20 protein-coding genes are annotated in these 17,339 nt (G+C 41.3%); 2 read left to right on the top strand and 18 right to left on the bottom strand.

Translation table 11 applies throughout. The annotated features are described in order from the left end of the window. The first annotated feature begins 278 nt into the window (after window positions 1-278). Window positions 279-2,279, top strand: a complete 2,001-nt coding sequence (locus tag F9B85_RS08210; protein WP_151619910.1) for a methyl-accepting chemotaxis protein — start codon at window positions 279-281, stop codon at window positions 2,277-2,279. A gap of 72 nt (window positions 2,280-2,351) precedes the next feature. Here F9B85_RS08210 and aroH read toward each other — a convergent pair whose 3' ends face one another. The 9 genes from aroH to F9B85_RS08165 form a co-directional block, all read right to left on the bottom strand. Further along, window positions 2,352-2,732 carry a chorismate mutase gene (gene aroH, locus F9B85_RS08205; protein WP_151619909.1) on the bottom strand — a complete coding sequence of 127 codons (381 nt, stop codon included), beginning with the start codon at window positions 2,730-2,732 and terminating at the stop codon, window positions 2,352-2,354. Further along, on the bottom strand, window positions 2,729-3,166 hold the full coding sequence (locus tag F9B85_RS08200; protein WP_151619908.1) for a HutP family protein: 438 nt from the start codon (window positions 3,164-3,166) through the stop codon (window positions 2,729-2,731). The genes aroH and F9B85_RS08200 overlap by 4 nt, the downstream gene beginning before the upstream one ends. Window positions 3,167-3,197: 31 nt before the next feature. Then, complete coding sequence (locus tag F9B85_RS08195; protein ID WP_151619907.1) at window positions 3,198-4,478, bottom strand: BaiN/RdsA family NAD(P)/FAD-dependent oxidoreductase; 1,281 nt, start codon at window positions 4,476-4,478, stop codon at window positions 3,198-3,200. 17 nt (window positions 4,479-4,495) lie between these two features. Then, entirely contained in the window at window positions 4,496-4,957 is a 462-nt protein-coding gene (locus F9B85_RS08190) for a hypothetical protein (RefSeq protein ID WP_151619906.1), read from the bottom strand. A 93-nt stretch (window positions 4,958-5,050) separates the two neighbouring features. Beyond that, window positions 5,051-5,665 (bottom strand): cob(I)yrinic acid a,c-diamide adenosyltransferase, encoded by a 615-nt coding sequence (locus tag F9B85_RS08185; protein WP_151619905.1) that lies wholly within the window; start codon window positions 5,663-5,665, stop codon window positions 5,051-5,053. Next, entirely contained in the window at window positions 5,586-6,410 is an 825-nt protein-coding gene (locus F9B85_RS08180; protein ID WP_243138124.1) for a pseudouridine synthase, read from the bottom strand. Before F9B85_RS08180 ends, F9B85_RS08185 begins: the two co-directional genes overlap by 80 nt. Window positions 6,411-6,560: 150 nt before the next feature. Then, window positions 6,561-6,791, bottom strand: a complete 231-nt coding sequence (locus F9B85_RS08175; RefSeq protein WP_151619904.1) for a hypothetical protein — start codon at window positions 6,789-6,791, stop codon at window positions 6,561-6,563. Window positions 6,792-6,933: 142 nt separating this feature from the next. Beyond that, window positions 6,934-7,470, bottom strand: a complete 537-nt coding sequence (locus F9B85_RS08170; RefSeq protein WP_151619903.1) for a spore maturation protein — start codon at window positions 7,468-7,470, stop codon at window positions 6,934-6,936. A gap of 1 nt (window position 7,471) precedes the next feature. Further along, window positions 7,472-8,065: a nucleoside recognition domain-containing protein gene (locus tag F9B85_RS08165; RefSeq protein WP_170270345.1), complete on the bottom strand. Its 594-nt coding sequence runs from the start codon at window positions 8,063-8,065 to the stop codon at window positions 7,472-7,474. Between the two features lie 163 nt (window positions 8,066-8,228). Here F9B85_RS08165 and F9B85_RS08160 point away from each other — a divergent pair, with 163 nt between their 5' ends. Beyond that, on the top strand, window positions 8,229-10,634 hold the full coding sequence (locus F9B85_RS08160; protein WP_170270332.1) for a transglycosylase domain-containing protein: 2,406 nt from the start codon (window positions 8,229-8,231) through the stop codon (window positions 10,632-10,634). Window positions 10,635-10,704: 70 nt separating this feature from the next. On the opposite strand, the gene ytfJ is transcribed toward F9B85_RS08160, so the two are convergent. The 9 genes from ytfJ to F9B85_RS08115 all read right to left on the bottom strand — a co-directional run bounded on the left by ytfJ (window position 10,705) and on the right by F9B85_RS08115 (window position 17,330). Continuing rightward, the gene (ytfJ, locus tag F9B85_RS08155) at window positions 10,705-11,163 is read right to left on the bottom strand and encodes a GerW family sporulation protein (protein WP_151619901.1); all 459 of its coding nucleotides are present in this window, start codon (window positions 11,161-11,163) and stop codon (window positions 10,705-10,707) included. Next, a complete protein-coding gene (locus F9B85_RS08150; RefSeq protein ID WP_151619900.1) occupies window positions 11,102-11,809 on the bottom strand; it encodes a DUF2953 domain-containing protein in 708 nt (235 codons plus the stop codon). The genes ytfJ and F9B85_RS08150 overlap by 62 nt, the downstream gene beginning before the upstream one ends. A gap of 90 nt (window positions 11,810-11,899) precedes the next feature. After that, window positions 11,900-12,529, bottom strand: a complete 630-nt coding sequence (locus tag F9B85_RS08145; protein ID WP_151619899.1) for a cyclodeaminase/cyclohydrolase family protein — start codon at window positions 12,527-12,529, stop codon at window positions 11,900-11,902. Between the two features lie 15 nt (window positions 12,530-12,544). Further along, the gene (locus F9B85_RS08140) at window positions 12,545-13,393 is read right to left on the bottom strand and encodes a bifunctional 5,10-methylenetetrahydrofolate dehydrogenase/5,10-methenyltetrahydrofolate cyclohydrolase (protein WP_151619898.1); all 849 of its coding nucleotides are present in this window, start codon (window positions 13,391-13,393) and stop codon (window positions 12,545-12,547) included. A 50-nt stretch (window positions 13,394-13,443) separates the two neighbouring features. Beyond that, entirely contained in the window at window positions 13,444-14,289 is an 846-nt protein-coding gene (locus F9B85_RS08135; RefSeq protein ID WP_151620021.1) for an alpha/beta fold hydrolase, read from the bottom strand. A gap of 38 nt (window positions 14,290-14,327) precedes the next feature. Next, window positions 14,328-14,900, bottom strand: coding sequence for an SMC-Scp complex subunit ScpB (gene scpB, locus F9B85_RS08130; RefSeq protein WP_207707080.1), 573 nt, complete (start codon window positions 14,898-14,900; stop codon window positions 14,328-14,330). A gap of 18 nt (window positions 14,901-14,918) precedes the next feature. After that, window positions 14,919-15,662, bottom strand: coding sequence for a segregation and condensation protein A (locus F9B85_RS08125; protein WP_151619897.1), 744 nt, complete (start codon window positions 15,660-15,662; stop codon window positions 14,919-14,921). 4 nt (window positions 15,663-15,666) lie between these two features. Next, window positions 15,667-16,671 carry a tryptophan--tRNA ligase gene (trpS, locus tag F9B85_RS08120; RefSeq protein WP_151619896.1) on the bottom strand — a complete coding sequence of 335 codons (1,005 nt, stop codon included), beginning with the start codon at window positions 16,669-16,671 and terminating at the stop codon, window positions 15,667-15,669. A 26-nt stretch (window positions 16,672-16,697) separates the two neighbouring features. Next, window positions 16,698-17,330, bottom strand: coding sequence for a site-2 protease family protein (locus F9B85_RS08115; protein ID WP_151619895.1), 633 nt, complete (start codon window positions 17,328-17,330; stop codon window positions 16,698-16,700). Window positions 17,331-17,339: the final 9 nt, after the last annotated feature.

Below are 17,339 nucleotides of genomic sequence, written 5' to 3'. Positions count from 1 at the left end.
TTTCGTAGCGATAATACTATTTTCCTTCCTCAGATTGATTTTTTTCCGTGTTCAAAAAACAGGATAGAACTAAGTATCCATTATTGGCAATATCTGTTCTGAAATTCCTTGACAGAACTTACTTATTAGACTAAAATTAAAAAAATTTATTACTATATACATAGAGTAAAATGTATTAATTTATTATCTATCATCTTGGCAAATAACTAGAGCAATAGATATATCAAAACCTTACCAAGAATACACAAAAAGAAAAGAAAAGAAGGAGAGCTGTTCTGGTGAAATTGCGAGGAAAGTTTTTGGTTCTTTTTATTCCTTTGATCGTGATTACCTGTCTTGTTATTTCATTGCTTTTTTATTTTCGACAAGCTTCTTTTATTGAAGACTTTGCAATAGAAGAAGTTGAACATGACTTAACTGTACTTGAACTTTTAATTGAAGAAGAGTTAGAAATGCTAGAAGCCGTATACTTAATCCTATCTAGCGATAGTCATATTGCAGATTCTCTATTAAGTAATGACAGGTCAATTGCAGAAGGTAAACTGAAACATATCTATGAAAGGTTACAGGACAGTCATGATATTAACGGTATCCAGGTTATTGATAAAAATTTGCACTCTTTTATCCGACCTCATGAACCGGATAGAGTCGGTATGGATCTTTCCTTCCGAAAAATGCCGCAAAGTATAGCAAAAGAACAGACCATGCTTAAAGGCTTTGATGTAGGCTTAAATGGGTTAGGTATAAGAGTCGGAGGTCCTGTGCTAGATAATGAAGGTAATTACATAGGCATTTTGGAAGTTGGAAAATTACTCAACAATGATTATTTAGATGCTTTATCCGCAAGGACTGATACCGACTTAACTATCTTTGAAGGTGATCGAAGAATTGCTACAACCCTATTAGATGAATCTGGCAACCGCGCTATAGGATCAACAATTAGTCATCCTGAAGTATTGCAAGAGGTCTTAGAAAAAGGAGGCACTTGGTCAGGGCGACTTACAATAGTTGGAAACCAAGACCTCTACGGTGCTTATCAAGCTATTTTTGATATAGAAGGCAATGTCATCGGCATGTTCTTTGCAGGATCTGAAAGCAGTGAGTTTGACCAACAACAAAGAGAAAACTTGATTTTATCTTTTATCATCACAGCAGTAGCATCTTTGTTATCTGGCGTGATAATCTATCTTTTCGTTCACAAAATCACCGGCTCTATTAGCAAAAACATAAAAGATCTACAAAAAGTATCTGCTGGTGACTTGACTTCTTTCAGCGACTTAAAAGAGTCTAGTCAAGATGAGATGGGTGATATGACTCGTGCTTTACAAGCACTTAGACAGTCTTTACGTCAGAGTTTCTCCCAGATCCAAGGTCTATCAGAACAACTCTTAAAATCATCGAAAGATACTCATGAAATAACAGTGCAAGCATCCAGTGCTTCCGAAGAGGTAGCTAGGGCTGTAGAAGAAATAGCTGAAGGGGCAACAGAACAGGCTTCTATGACAGAAAAAGGCACAAAGGAAGCTTCTACTATAGCCGCCATTGTAGAGAAGAATCAGAGCTATATGGTTAACTTAAACCGTGCAATGGTGGAAACTCGTCAGCTAAAAGACGATGGCTTGTCAGCAATTGAAAAAGTCAAAGCCAAAACGAATGATAACATTACTTCTGCTAAAGAGGTGCAGACAGTTGTTATGGAAACGAATCAGAGTGTCTATAAGATTCGTCAGGCTACTGAAGAGATCCGCAGTATTTCCGATCAGACTAATCTTCTGGCCTTAAACGCTGCCATTGAGGCGGCTAGAGCAGGCGAACAGGGCAAAGGTTTTGCTGTTGTTGCTGAAGAAGTTAGAAATCTTGCCGAAAATGCCTCACAATTTTCCAAAGAAATTGAAGATATTGTGCGAGAGCTAACTCACAAAATTGAAAATGCCGTAAATACAATGGACTCTGTAGGACAGATTATTGAAGAGCAAGGTCGAAGCGTCAATGAAGCAGAAAGTAAGTTTCACGGTATTGCACAAGCCATTGAACTGACTATTCAAGAAGTAGAAAGTCTTAATCAATCAGGTGCAGAGCTAGAAGATAAGAAAAATAAGATTCTAGAGATCATTCAAAATCTGGCATCGATTGCACAACAAAATGCCGCCGCTACTGAAGAAGTGTCGGCTTCTACAGAAGAACAATCTGCATCAACTCAAGAAGTAGCAGAAGTAAGTAAAAGTCTTAATGAATTAGCCCGAGGTCTACAAAATGCGATCAGTCGCTTTAAATTATAGAAAGAAAATAACCCCATAAAAAAGCTTAAAAAAGTAGCCGGAGAAGAACTACTATCTTCTCCGGCTACTTTTTTACTCATTTTCTCTTTCTACCAGATCGGGGCGAAGTTTTCTCGCTTCACCGAGGTAGACATGAGACATCTCTTCTTGTTTTTTAGTTGTATTAACGTGCATCAATATGCGAATACAACGTTCCATAGCACCAGGAACATCCATTTCCTTAGCACAGAGTAAGGGAACGTATTGCCAACCCATTTCTCTAGCTACATAAGCAGGAAAATCAGCATTGAGATCAGATGTAGCCGTAAAGAGAACGGAAGCAATATCTTCAGTGCGCACTTCATTAGTAGCCATCATTTCTGTAAGTAGTTTTCTTGTTGCTTCATGAATCGCTTCTTTCGTATTCGCTTCTACTGAGATAGCACCGCGCAAACCTCTTTGATAGCAAGTCATGATAACTTTCCCTCCTCTAGTGCAGCTCGATGACCCATGCCTACCGCAACTTCATCAAGATGAAGTAAGCCAATGCCAAAAAAGATAGCTACAGAAACATGATCTCTATAACGAGCAATTCCTACTTTTCCACCTATATTCAGACCAATAGCCTTGGCCATAATTTGCATCATCGCTTCATGGGTTGCTCCGGCGATAGCGCCTTCTTCATGGTGTGTATCTCGAATTACTTGTTCTCTTTTGGCGGCTACAACAGCACGTTCAATAATCTTCTTAACTGCGCCAACGTATTCACCACCGTAGTCAACTGCAGCAGAGCGAATTCCTTCTTCCCCCAGGGTCTTTCGCAACTGATACTCTTCGTCTCTTGATTCCGTCATCGCTAAGCGCAGAGCCGCTACAGCAGCTTTTCTACTTCCTTTTGTGCCAGTCATGGTAAGTCCGCCCCCCTATCTTCCCATCCCTTTATCCCGACTTGGTAGCAACCTCAGCCGCCGCTTTACCAGCTACGACACCCATCGACCAAGCTCCTTGCAAGTTATAACCACCAGTGTAGCCATCAACGTCAACTACTTCTCCAACTAAGAATAGGCCCTTTACCAGCTTACTCGCCATAGTTTTAGGATGAATTTCTTTGATCGTTACACCACCAGCTGTTACGATTGCTTCTTTCATTGAGCGGTGATCTATAACTGTCATTTTCATCCCTTGAATCAACTCTACTAAGCCTAGTCGTTCCTGACGACTGATCTGGTGGACAAACTTATCTTCATCAATTGTTGACAGCTTAATAATAACGGGAATCAATGATTTAGGTAAAAGATCTTGCAAGGCATTCTTAAATTGCTTTCTAGCATAGCGTTCAAAATCTCTTTGAATCCTTCGATCAAGCTGTTCTGGCGTTAAAGCAGGTTTCAAATTTATTTTAATGGTCAGTGCTTCTTTAACTTGTCCTTTGTTTTCCTTTACTTCCCAATAGTCTGTTGCTTTCTTGCTTAATGATAATATCAAAGGTCCGGAAAGACCAAAGTGAGTAAAAAGCATTTCTCCAAAATCTTCACCTAGCTTTTTGCCTTGACTAGTAGATAAGGTAAGTCGAACATTTTTGAGAGACAAGCCCTGTAATTCTTTAACCCACTCTTCCGCCGTAATTAAAGGTACTAGAGAAGGGCGAAGCCTCGTAATTGTGTGTCCTAGACTTTTGGCTAGCTCATAACCATCACCAGTGCTTCCCGTCCCTGGATAAGTCATACCACCTGTAGCTATAATGACAGCAGAAGCGGGAAAGAAATCTCCTTTTTCTGTTATAACACCAGCTACATGACCTTTTTCGTCAACTTTTATAGAGCGCACCCTTTGTCCCATACGAATGTTCCCACCAAGTTTGCGCAGTTCCTTTTCCAAAGCGTCAACTACATCTTGAGCACGATCAGAAACTGGAAAAACACGTTGTCCTCGCTCTACTTTGAGAGGTACGCCTATATCTTCAAAAAACTGCATCGTCCTATAGCTATCAAAGTTTCGCAAAGCACTATAAAGGAAAGCACCATTTCCTGGGAAGTGACGAACAATCTCTTCTACTTCAGAATCACTAGTCACATTACAGCGACCTTTTCCTGTAATTAGAAGTTTTTTTCCCAATCTATCGTTACGTTCTAAAAGCAAAACAGGGGCACCTGCTCTGGCCCCCATAATTGCAGACATTAGACCGCCTGCGCCCCCGCCGATGATGATGATCGCTGACATAGTTTTATATCCGCCTTTCAACGACCTGATAATTTGCGTTCCATGGTTTGTATAATTCTTTTTTGTTCTTCATTAAGACGATAAATAAATCGCTCTAACTCAAAACGTTGAAGGTATATTTCTTCTGGCTCTACCAACTCAATCTTGCGAAAATCATCGCGCATCGTAAAGCGCAAGAGATCTTCTAAGGTATCGGCACGAATTGTAAGAATTACTGGTGCAAAAGCAACTTCTCGACCTGTGATTTCGTCAACTAGACAGTATACTTCTGCTGTAAGGTCAATATTTTCTATTTCAATCCCTTGAATGGGTACATTGCGCAATAAACCTACCTGTTGTTCCCTAATCTCTGCCGCTTCTTTGTCAAGATTATTGGAGCTAAAAAAAAGCTTACTTTTACGATAGGGTGTGCGAAAATCAAGACGAACCCTCGCTTTTAAAGGAAGACGCCAATCTTCCCCTGTTCTTATGTTTGTCAAGATTGTATCCTCCAGCAAACTTAGAATTCGTCTAGCAAAATTCGAGAAATGTAGATAAAATTCCTTTTTTTACGCTACTTTAAATTGCTTAGCCTAATATTCGATACCTCTTCGACTTGCAACTCCTATCTGATAAGGATGTTTTACTTCATTAACTTCTGTAACAAGGTGAGCTTTTTCTATAATTTCTGCTGGCGTGTTCCTACCAGTAATAACAAGTTCAACATGATCTGGTTTGCCTTCAATTACCTCAAGGGCCTCTTCTAGTGAAACTAATTCGAAGTAAATGGCATTAGATAATTCATCTAGTATAACAAGATCAAATTCGCCACTATGAAGCAATGCCTTTGTCTTTTCTAAAGCTTTTTGAGCCATAAAGAGATCTTGCTTAGTCCCTTCTCCTTTGCGTACGAAGCAAGTCATACAACCTAGACACTTCATTTCACCTTGCCGAATCATAGGGTCGTGTGGGCAATTGCGACCATACTGGGCAATTTGGATTTGTGGATAAAGCCTTTGTAAAGCAAAAAGTTCCCCGTAATAGCCATTTCCTTTCATAAATTGTACTATGAAAGTTTTAAAGCCATGGCCAGAGGCGCGCAAAGCAAGTCCTAGAGCGGCTGTGGTTTTACCCTTTCCGCTTCCTGTGTATACCTGAATCAAACCTTTTTCTAGGTCGGGCCTTTTTATGATCTTCTCCTCCTTCATTTTTCTTTACTTTCGGAGGACCTGCAACAGCTTTACGAAGCTGGGCTAGCTGAGGGCCACTCAGTTTCCGAAAGGTGCCTACTGCCAGATCCTCTAACGTTAAAGGTCCAAACGCTTTTCTAGACAAAGCCAAAACTCGGTGGCCTACTGCTTCTCCCATCCGTCGAACCTGGCGATTTCTTCCTTCATGAATCTTAAGTTCTAAAGTTGTTGATTCTTTATCTTTCGTGACCAGACGTACTTTTGCAGGCGCTGTCATTCCATCTTCTAGTTCCACACCTCGTGCCAGTTGTGCCATAGTTTCTCCTCGAATTTGTCCTTTCAAGGTAGCGTGATAAGTTTTCTCTACACCAAAACGAGGATGGGTTAGTCGAAAAGCCAAATCGCCATCATTCGTTAGCAGTAATAGTCCTTCCGTATCTTGGTCAAGCCTTCCCACAGGAAAAATACGCTCTTTTACATCGGGAAATAAATCAATAACGGTAGGTCTTCCTTGCGGGTCTTTTCTGGTTGTTACATAGCCTTTAGGCTTATTTAATATATAATATACTTTATCTTCCTGACCGGAAAGAACTTTACCATCTACGGCGATTTTATCCTTTTTTTCTCTTACTTTAAAGCCTAACTCGGTAACAGTCTTACCATTGACTTGTACACGACCAGCTTGAATCATCTGCTCTGCTTCTCTACGAGAAGCGATTCCAGCAGAAGCGAGAACTTTTTGTAAACGTACAGTATCTGTTATAACTGTCCTTCCTCCTCTAAATTGCTATGATGCTATCTATTTTAAACGATTTGATAAACAAAACAAAAGACCTACTTTCCAATTATGGCCCAAAGTAGGTCTTTTTACCGTATTCTCTTTTTCTAAAAAACCAACAATGAGCGCTCTTGTTTAGTGTCCACTGAGAACAGGTTCAGCTTTTATCGTTTTATTGTTCATGAGCTGGCGAAGGTATGTGATTTCAGTAAAATCATAAGCATATTCTCCCGCCATATGATCTAGTCTGACTAAGCAAAAGCTACCACCATCATCATCGCGAACAATATCAGTAATGGTCCCCTCTTGAGCATTGTAAGTAATAACACGATCTCCGACTTGATACGTACGGGACCTTCTTGTCATCATCTTCCCTCCTTTCTAGACACCTCAAAAGACAGGCAATTCTGAATAGAGGTTCAATTTAATCTCACTAATATATTACCATAAAAAACTTGTGCTATAAAGAACTTTCGGTAATCTTTCTATGTGCCTGCCTTTGATGCATCTAGAGAAAGAGGAGATGACAAAAGTAAACAGAGGCTAAGAAGCTTGTAATATCTGCTAATAGCCCCGTAAAGAGAGCATAGCGATAGCGACTGACGCCAACAGCTCCAAAATAAATAGTTAGTACAAAGAAAGTTGTGTCCGTTGTCCCTTGCATGGTAGAAGCTAAGCGACCAATAAATGAATCTGGTCCATGAGTTTGAATCAACTCTGTAGCAACACCTAGAGCACCACTTCCTGATAATGGTCTCATAATAGCAAGAGGTAGAATTTCACCAGGTATACCTAGCCATTTTGTTAGTGGTTCTAAAAAACCTAAGGCAATAGCCATGGCGCCAGTTTCTCGAAAAATACTAATAGCAACCATCATGGCTACAAGATAGGGAATAAGCTTGACAGCAATAGAAAAACCTTCTTCAGCACCAGAGACAAAAGCATCATAAACTTTTACTTTCTTCATTAAGCCGACAAGCAAAATAATTGTCAACAGCACTGGTACAGTCCAGCGCGATAGTGGATCTAGAAATGCTGCCAACATGCTAGAAGCCTCCTCGCCGGCGATAGTAAGTTCTTAGTATCCAGTCAGCAGTAATAGCAACAGTCATACCAACAGCTGTGGCCAAGATGGTAGGTCCTACGATTTCTGTAGGATTTGCTGAGTTAGCGGCTACGCGAACACTGATGATAGTAGCGGGAACTAAAGTGAGACAGGATGTATTTAAGGCCAAAAAAGTACACATAGCTTCTGAGGCTACAGGTCGATTCCCATTCAACTTTTGCATTTCTTGCATAGCTTTCATCCCGAAGGGAGTAGCGGCACTGCCTAACCCTAAGATATTGGCACTTAAGTTCATGATGATGTGACCTAGAGCTGGATGATTCGAAGGAATGGAAGGGAAAAGTTTGGCCATTAGAGGTCTTGCAGCCTTGGCCAAAAGATTAACAAGTCCTGCTTCCTGTGCAATGCGCATAATTCCTAACCATAAAGCCATTACACCAATTAAGCCTAGAGCGACAGCTACGGCCATTTCGGCACCCTTTATCGCGCCTTCTGTAACTTTATGTATTTCTCCCTGTGCGGCGGCAACGCCAATCCCAACTATGATAAACATTGTCCATATCCAATTCACAATCTTCACCCCCGAATGGTACAAGCTTATGAGCCCTAAGGACAGGCTAGAACTAGATTGGGGAGTGAAGAAAGTGAACTTATAAGTAGAAAAGTTATCTACAAATGATTCTATTAAAGTCATAAGCAAAAAGTATGTAAATATGTTAAATTGTGGGAGGTTTTTCTTGGCCTTCTACGAATTATTAGATAGAGGCGGAGGCTACGTAAAAAGCCCCACCAGGAAGGTAGGTTGTTTTCATGTGAAAGAAAATGAAAAAGAAAATCCCCAGAAAGAACTAGTGCCTAATAAAGCTCCCCTAACTCAAAAATTGCGAACTTATCGTCGTCCTTTGCTAATTACAGCAGTACTTTTTTTTGTACTTATTCTTCTCCCCCCCTTACTGGTCTTAGCATACTATCTTCATGATCGTACTTCTTTTGATCCTGATTCTCTCTTGACGATGCAGGCAACTTCTTTTATCTATGACCAAGAGGGTGAGCTGATTACGGCACTCCATGGTGAGCAAAACCGAATACCCGTAACTATCGACACCATACCAGAGACGCTACAACAAGCCATCTTAGCCGCTGAAGATTTACGCTTTCATAACCATCAAGGTCTTGATATAAGAGCCATTGTAAGAGCTCTTTTTACCAATGTACAAGATGGTGCCTTTTCACAAGGAGCAAGTACGATTACGCAACAATTAGCAAAGAATGCTTTCTTGTCACCGGAAAAAACAATCAGGAGAAAATTTCACGAAGCTTTTCTAGCCTATCAAATTGAAAAAAACTATACCAAAGAAGAAATATTAGAAATGTATTTGAATTGGATCTACTTTGGTCACGGAGCTTATGGAGTTCAAGCGGCGGCTCAAACTTACTTTGATAAAGACATTAGTGAGATAAACCTTGCTGAAGCTGCATTGCTTGCTGGACTTCCTCGACGACCTAGCTTCTATTCACCTATTCAAAATGCTGAAGTTGCCCTTGAACGTCGGAATATGGTCTTGACTTTGATGACTCAGAATCAATTAATTAGTTCTGCAGAAGCAAAAACAGCGGCTCTAGAGCCCCTGCCTCAGGAATTATATAATACTTTTTCATTGCAGTATCCTCATCCTGCTTATGTTGACTACGTTATTGAAGAACTAGTTACACGCCATGGCTACACGGACAATCAAGTTTTTCGAGGTGGCTTACATATCTACACAGCCATGGATCGAAAAACACAAGAAAAAATTGAGGAAGTATTAAACAACCAGTCTTATTTCCCACCTAGTCCCCAAGATCAGCTTGTTCAAGCCGCCATGGCTGTAGTAGACCACCGTAATGGTCTCATTCAGGGACTTGGAGGCGGTCGAAGCTATGAAGGCGGTCGAAGTTTTAATCGAGCTAGTCAATTAAAAAGACAGCCAGGATCAGCGGCCAAACCTATCTTTGTTTATGCACCAGCTATGGAAGCTGGCTTTACACCTAATGATATTTTGCCTGATAGTCCCATTAATTTCGGAGGTTATAGACCTAGAAACTATGATAATAGTTTTCGAGGCACTGTCTCTATTCGACAAGCTGTTTCTCTCTCTATAAATATTCCTGCTGTTTATTTATTTCGCCATATTGGTCCTGAAGTAGGCATTGAATTTGCTAAAAACGTAGGTCTGCCTTTAGAGGGAGAGCAAGCTTATCTAGCTCTTGCTCTCGGTGGCATGACCAAAGGCGTTTCTCCCCTCCAAATGGCTGGGGCTTATGCTCCAATGGCCAACAGTGGGCTATATATAGAACCACTGGCCGTAACAAGAATTGTTGATTATCAAGGCAAAGAAGTAGTCATTAAGCCTATAGAAAAAAGAGTGCTAAGTGAAGAAGCAGCTTACAAAATGACTGATATGCTAGTAACGGCTGTTCAGTCAGGGACAGGTACAAGAGCCCAAATGCGTAGACCTGTAGCCGGTAAGACAGGCACAGTAGAGCTTCCTCATACAGCTGAGTTTCGTAATGTTAGTGGCAACAAAGATGCTTGGTTTGTAGGATATACACCAGAGCTTACCTGCGCTGTTTGGATGGGCTATGATATAACCGATCGTAATCATTATTTACGTCAAATCTATGGTGGCTCATATCCTGCCGCTATGTTTCGTGATGTTCTAAGCCTAGCTTTACAAGATCAACCAGTGCAAGCTTTTGCACGACCGGAAGGTCTTAGATATGCTTCTGGTAAATTTCTTGGCACTTCCGCTTCGACAGCTATACCTGTAAGTACAGAGGAAAGCACTATAGTAGAAAGTCAGGCTCAGGCAGAACCAGCCGCGACAGAGCGACTTTATCCTCCCGAGCAAGAAGAGCAAGCTCTAGAAGAAATAGAAAAGGATTCCACAGAAATACCTCCTACTTATGTAGGAACAGATGCTCAACCAGTAACAGATGCTCAACCGGTAACAGATTCACAACCGGTAACAGATTCACAACCAAGAGCTATAACTACTCCAGTAGCAAATCAACCAATTACCACCGATTTTATTAACAGTTCTAGTGATTCAAGCAATAGTGAAGAAAGGGTCATAGAAGGTGTCCCGAAAGGTGAAGAGTAAACTAATATTTGCTATAAAAAAAGAACCTTAGGTAACTTACCTAGGGTTCTTTCTATATTGCCTTTTTACTTTAACAAATCTTCTCTGGATTCACGATAGTACTATCACGATTTTCTTCATCGACTTCACTATTAGGTGATTCACAAGGATCTTTATCCATCATTTCTTTAACACGATCCATCATTTGTGGAGCCAAATCAATGAGCCGATCAACCATGGCTGTGCCGTCTACTGGTAATAGTCGAACAGTGCCGTTGCTTACAACTAGAAATCCTACAGGTTGTACAGAAACTCCAGCTCCACTGCCGCCGCCAAAAGGCAAGGAAGTTCTATCTTCCTGCTCTGAATTCCTTCCTTCAGCATCAAACTCAGAACCACCAACAGCAAAACCACAAGCAACGCGGCTGACCGGGACTATCAAGCTACCGTCTGGCGCTTGTACAGCATCGCCAACAACGGTGTTAACGTCAACCATCTCTTTGATACTTTCCATAGCTGTTCGCATCAAGCCTTCGATGGGATGGTTCATGGGTATCTTCACCCCCCCTAGATATCGCTTTGGGTTTAATCCCAGCATGCCATAGGCCTGTAAAAATAATATGACCCGGTTGCAAGCTAACTATACAATCTAGTTTCATATTAAATCTTTTTCCTTGATACCAGGGGTTAACGTGAATAACAGGTTTCTCACCTTTACGATTCATATATTGATAAAAGCGACCTAGTAAAGTTGCTTTAATAGCCCATAAAGCTCCTGATAGCATAGCCGTGTCGAGTGCATCAGATCCTCCTACATCGCTTTTCCAGTGTAATTTCTGAATGTCAAAACGCCTGCTATGACGGCGCAAATAATTTATATAATATCGCGTTTTGGGTATTGCTTCTTTTAATGCACCAAACATAGCTTTCATTTCATTGTGATGATCTTTATCCTCCGGTGCTTTTGTATCTATCTTTGGCTTCATGTACTTTCCTGGTTCTAACTTCGACGTGAATGGGCTTTTTACAAGAGAGATGGCCCGACCAAAGATCAACCATTCAATAAGAACCTGGTTCTTAGAGCCTTCTTTGCGGTATGTAATCCTTAAAGTAAGTGGTCTCTGTAAGAAAAAAATCCCCAGAGTCAGGAGCAAAGTCCCAACTAGGAGGATTCCCACTAAGATTTTGATCAGCATTGGGATTGCCCCCTCTATCTCAGAAGGTTATTATTCCCAATTAATTCCCTTTTATCCCTATCTACCTAATAAGATAATAATTTATCCCGATTAAAACCTTTGCCGAAGCACTTGTAATGCTTCTTCTCGCACTTTCTCTGCTCTTGCAATAAGCTGATCTCGCCTTGCTTCTGCTTTCTTTACATAGTCAGCATCTTTGATTACTGGCAAATTAATATCAACACTTAGAAGAGCGCCCTTTAAGGCTCCTTCTCCTAGATAAGCGCCTACACCAACATCGGAAATAGCCATTTTATTACCTATGCTGGCCATAGCTTTAGCTACTTCTATCCCTTTTAGGGCCACTTCTGCAATGGCTAGAGGAACTTCTGTTGCTTCTATAGCCGCCTTTTGCAGAGCTTGCGCTCGCAATGCTTTTTCTTCTTCTGTATTTTTGGGCATTTTATATACATCCATGTAGGCATTGAAAGCGTCAATATCAGCTTGTACTAGTTGTTCTAGTTCTTCAATAACCTTGTTGGCCTTATGGAGTAACTCTTTTGCTTCTGGTTCTACATCTTTATATTTTTCTTTTCCTACTGTCAAGTTACCGACCATGGCGACCATAGCCGCTCCAAAAGCACCAGCCACAGCAGAGACAGAGCCTCCACCTGGTGTTGGCGCTGGTGATGCTGATTGTTTAAGTACTTCACGTAATGATTCATCAAAAAGATTTTTCATATTTATTACAGCCCCCTATAGCCCTTTCTGCATTTTCAGACCTTCAATGACGTTTTTGAAGATTAATACGGTTGTACAAGAACCGACGCCACCGGGAACGGGACTAATCATAGACGCTACTTCGGCTACTTCTTCAGTTAAAACATCACCGACAATACGTCCTTCTACTTCGTTAATGCCTGCATCAATGACTATAGATCCTGGAGCTACCATCTCTTTAGTTATAAGACCAGCTCGACCTGCAGCGGCGATAACAATTTCTCCGCCTTTCACTTCCTTAGCTAAGTCTTTCGTACCAGTATGACAGACTGTAACGGTAGCGTTTTTCTGTAATAGTAAGAAAAACAAAGGCTTACCTACTGTTTCTCCACGTCCTACAAGAACAACGCGCTTGCCGCGCAAATCAATGCCTGAGCGCTCTAACATAATTATACAGCTTTGTGGCGTGGCAGGAATTAAGGAGGGTCGGCCTGCTACTAGATAGCCACGATTCAAGGGATGTACACCATCTACATCCTTCAGTGGATCAATTTGCTCCATTACTTTTTCTTTTGAGATATGAGCTGGTACAGGCAATTCCACCATAATCCCATGAACAGCTTCATCTTTGTTTAGTTTTTCAATCAAAGCCAGTACTTCTTCTTCTGCTGTATTCCCCGGCATGTGGTATAGTTCAAAAGCAATGCCTACATTAGCAGCACTTTTTTCTTTTGAACGGGCATAAAGAACGGAGGCAGGATCATCGCCAACTAAGAGTACCGCTAATTTGGGAGTATGGCCTAGTGCTTTGATCTTTTCCACTTCGTCCTTTACTTCTGCCCTTAAGTTTGCGGCAATTGCTTTTCCGTCTATATAATTTGCCATAGTTAAAATTCCCCTTTCCGAGTCCTATGTTTTCTTCATCAATACTACTTTTATTGCTTATGGGCAAGCAAGAATTCTCGTACAGCTTTATTAAAATGTTCTGGCTCTACAAGATGAGGCCAATGATTACCTGGGACGCGAGCAATAGTCAAATTCTTGAGATATTTGTTGTAAGGTTTGAGCTGAAAATCAGCTCTATTTACACCTTTTTCTGGTTGAACAAAAAGAGTAGGTACGGTGATGTCTTCTGTTAAGCCAGCTACTTTCATGACATCTTCAAAGATTTCGTTGCGTGCCGGTATAACAAACTTACTTCCCCAGCGACCGTTACCCTTTTCTTCCATACCTTGATGAAAAACTTTTTGTTGTAACTCGCTCCAGCCTTCGTATTGTCGCAAAGTTCGAGCTTTGCTTTCCGCTTCTTCATAGTTTGCAAAAGGCCCCATGCCTTTTAAGCTATCGAGAACACGATAGAGAATAGGGAAAGAAAGTTTCATTAGAGATGGCATCTTGATAATAAAGATAGGATCAATAAGTACCATACTTAAGAAGCGCTTGCTATTTTGGCGAGCCCAGATAGGCGCTAACTTTCCTGTCCAAGAATGACCAACTATATGGGCTGCTGACCAGCCTAGATGGTCCATCAGTTTCTCTAGATCCTCAATAGCATGGTCAAATGTGTAGCCTTTATGAGGCTTGCCGCTCTCTCCATGACCTCGCATATCTGGTGCGATGATCTGAAAGTCTTCTTTTAGCAAAGGGGCTAGGTCAGACCATACTAGTGCATGATCTCCAAGGCCATGTAAAAGTAAGAGTGGTTCTTTGCCTTCTCCTTGCCACTCCAGATAAGATAAGGTGATTCCTGGTAGTTCGAAAGAATGACGAATCGGTTCCATCAACAGCAAACCTCCTAGGGCTCGTTTCTTTATCTTTACTATCCATCAGCCTCTTGTTCAACTTCAGTAAAAGCCAAATCAGATTGTACAAAAACTTCTTCTAAAAGAGGCAATTCTTCTATAGTACGAAGACCAAAATGAAGGAGAAACTGCTCCGTCGTACCATAAAGAATAGGACGACCTAGAGCTTCTTTTCTTCCTTTTTCTTGAATAAGCTTTTTGCCTAAAAGAGTTGCTAAAGAACGCTCTACCTTTACACCACGGATTTGCTCAATTTCAGCTCGAGTCACAGGTTGATGGTAGGCAACGATAGCTAAAGTCTCTAGTGCCGCTTTAGACAAGCCTTGTGAGCCTTGTGGTTTTATTAAACGCATCACATAGGTACTATATTCAGGTCTTGTTGCTAATCGATAGCCACCAGCTACTTCTTCTAACTGCCAACCTCGACGCTCTTGATCATAGCTATGAGCTAATACTCTCAACTGTTTTTCTGCTTCTTCTGTTGTAAGTTCCGTAATTTTAGCCAGTAAATCTAATGGCACAGGCTCAGAAGAAGCAAACAAAAGGGCTTCTAGTACCGATGATTTATCTTCTAGCAAAAGAGGGGGCAATCTTTTCCCTCCTTTATCCTACAGAGCTTGTCCATTAAGGACGTAGATTTCACCTAATGCTTCTTGTTGAATCACTTTGATTTTTCTCATGCGCAGTAATTCTAAGAGGGCGAGAAAGGTTACTATAGCTTCACTGATAGAACGGCTTTCTCTAATAAATGTGCTAAATAATAAGGGCTTATCTGGCCTTTGCTTCTCAACTATCTCTAGAAATTCTTCCATACGCTCTTGAATCGAAATTTCTTCTTTTGAGATTTTTGCCACCTTTTCACTTGGAGAAGCAGGAGAAATAACTCGTCGCAAAGCTTCCAGCAAGTCACCGATCATAATACCTTGTAAAGAGTCTTCCTCTTCTAAGAAAGGAGCTATAGTAGCCGGGTCAAGTGCTCTTGGAAAGAGCTGTCCCGAACTTTCTTCTCTTTCTTTCAGATATTCGGCTACAGCTTTGAACTTTCGATATTCAAGCAAACGATCGACTAATTCTTGCCTTGGATCTTCATCAATCTCGCCTTCCCCTTCTTGTAAAAGCATCGGTTTAGGCAAAAGCATGCGTGCTTTAATCGACAAAAGCGTGGCCGCCATGACAAGAAAAGAGCTGGCCACATCTAGGTCCAACTCTTCCATTTGCCGTAAGTAGGCTAGATAGTCTGCTGTGATTTGACTGATCGGAATATCGTAAATATCGACTTCCTTTTTCTCAATCAAATGAAAGAGCAAATCGAAGGGGCCTTCAAAGACAGGAAGGCTCACTCTGTATGTCATCAGCTTATCCTTCTAAAGGCCCTTTGACACCCATAGATGATCTCACTTGTGCCATTGTCTCTTCGGCAAGAGCCTCTGCTTTTTTGGAACCTTCAGCAAGAATCTCATCAACAAGACCTGGCCGTGCCATCAATTCATGACGTTTTTCACGAATTGGTCCTAGCACTTCTTCAAGTTTTTGGGCCAATCTTTTTTTACAGGCCACACAGCCGATGCCAGCACTACGGCATCCTTCTGCGTGTTCTTCCACTTCATCAACGTTGTAAATCTGATGGTAACTATGGACCACACAGACGGAAGGATCGCCTGGATCAGTTTTCTTAATCCGCTGTGGATCAGTGACCATAAGACGTACTTTTTCTTGTACTTCTTTTGCTGAAGCTGATAAAGCAATATCATTGCCGTAAGACTTACTCATTTTTCTTTTGTCTATACCAGGCAATAGGGCTACTTGGGAAAGCAAAGCTTTTGGCTCTGGGAATAGCTCTGTCTGGTAGAGGTGATTAAAGCGCCTTGCAACTTCACGGCAAATTTCGATATGAGGAAGCTGATCTTGTCCTACAGGCACATGATCAGCTCGATAAAGCAGTATGTCTGCCGCTTGCAAAAGAGGATAGCCTAAGAAACCATACATATTAATTTCTTTGCCCTGCTGACCAAACTGCTGAATCTGATCTTTATAAGTGGGACAGCGCTCCAACCAGCTAAGTGGCGTCATCATGGAAAAGAGCAAATGCAGTTCTGCATGAGCTTTTACTTGCGACTGTACCATGATAATACTTTTTTCGGGATCTAGTCCTGCTGACAACCAGTCCAGAGCAATCTCGCGAATGTTATTTTGCAAAGCTTGTACATCTTCAAAAGAAGTAGTCAAGGCATGCCAGTCTACAATACCATAAACACAGTTGTAATCATCTTGCAAACGCACCCAGTTTTCTAAAACACTAAGATGACCAATGTGCAAGCGGCCTGTCGGCCGCATGCCACTAAAAATCGTACCTTTTTTCACCCTTGAGGAGCCTCCTTACAACGAAGTCAGAAAAAAATAAATGAACCAATAAACCTACCTACAGGAGATACAAAACCATCATGGACAATAATCCAAAGTGGTCGAATAATCATTTGTGCAATACCTGTCACGACAGCAATAATGAGAATTAGAGGTCCATATTGCTCTACTTTGCCCATCCAGGTAAGGTGTTTGTAAGGCAATAAGCCAGCTAATACTTTAGAACCATCGAGAGGTGGAATGGGCAGCATATTGAAAACAGCCAAGGAGATGTTGACAATAATCATCCACTGTAAGACCCTGTTCATTTCAGGATGGTTATAAAAACCCACAAATAGAACCATAGAGATCAGAGCCAGAAAGATATTCATGGCCGGTCCGGCTAGAGAAACATACATCATACCACGCTTAGGATCGCCACGAAAATTATAAGGGTTTACATTAACTGGTTTGGCCCATCCAATTGGCGCTATGATGAGCATTAATGTACCTATTACATCAAGGTGTGGTAAAGGATTCATAGTTAATCTGCCTTCATAGCGTGGTGTGGGATCACCTAGCATTGTCGCCGCTTTGGCATGGGCATACTCATGAAGAGCCAGGCCCAGTAAAATAGCTGGCGCTTTGGCCACTAATGAAGCCAGTGAAAAATCAAACATTTTTTCCTC

The organism is Heliorestis acidaminivorans (genome assembly GCF_008933955.1).
GTDB lineage: Bacteria > Bacillota > Desulfitobacteriia > Heliobacteriales > Heliobacteriaceae > Heliorestis > Heliorestis acidaminivorans.
The sequence above is the reverse complement of the archived record's forward strand: the minus strand, read 5'-3'. Positions and strand labels throughout refer to the sequence as shown.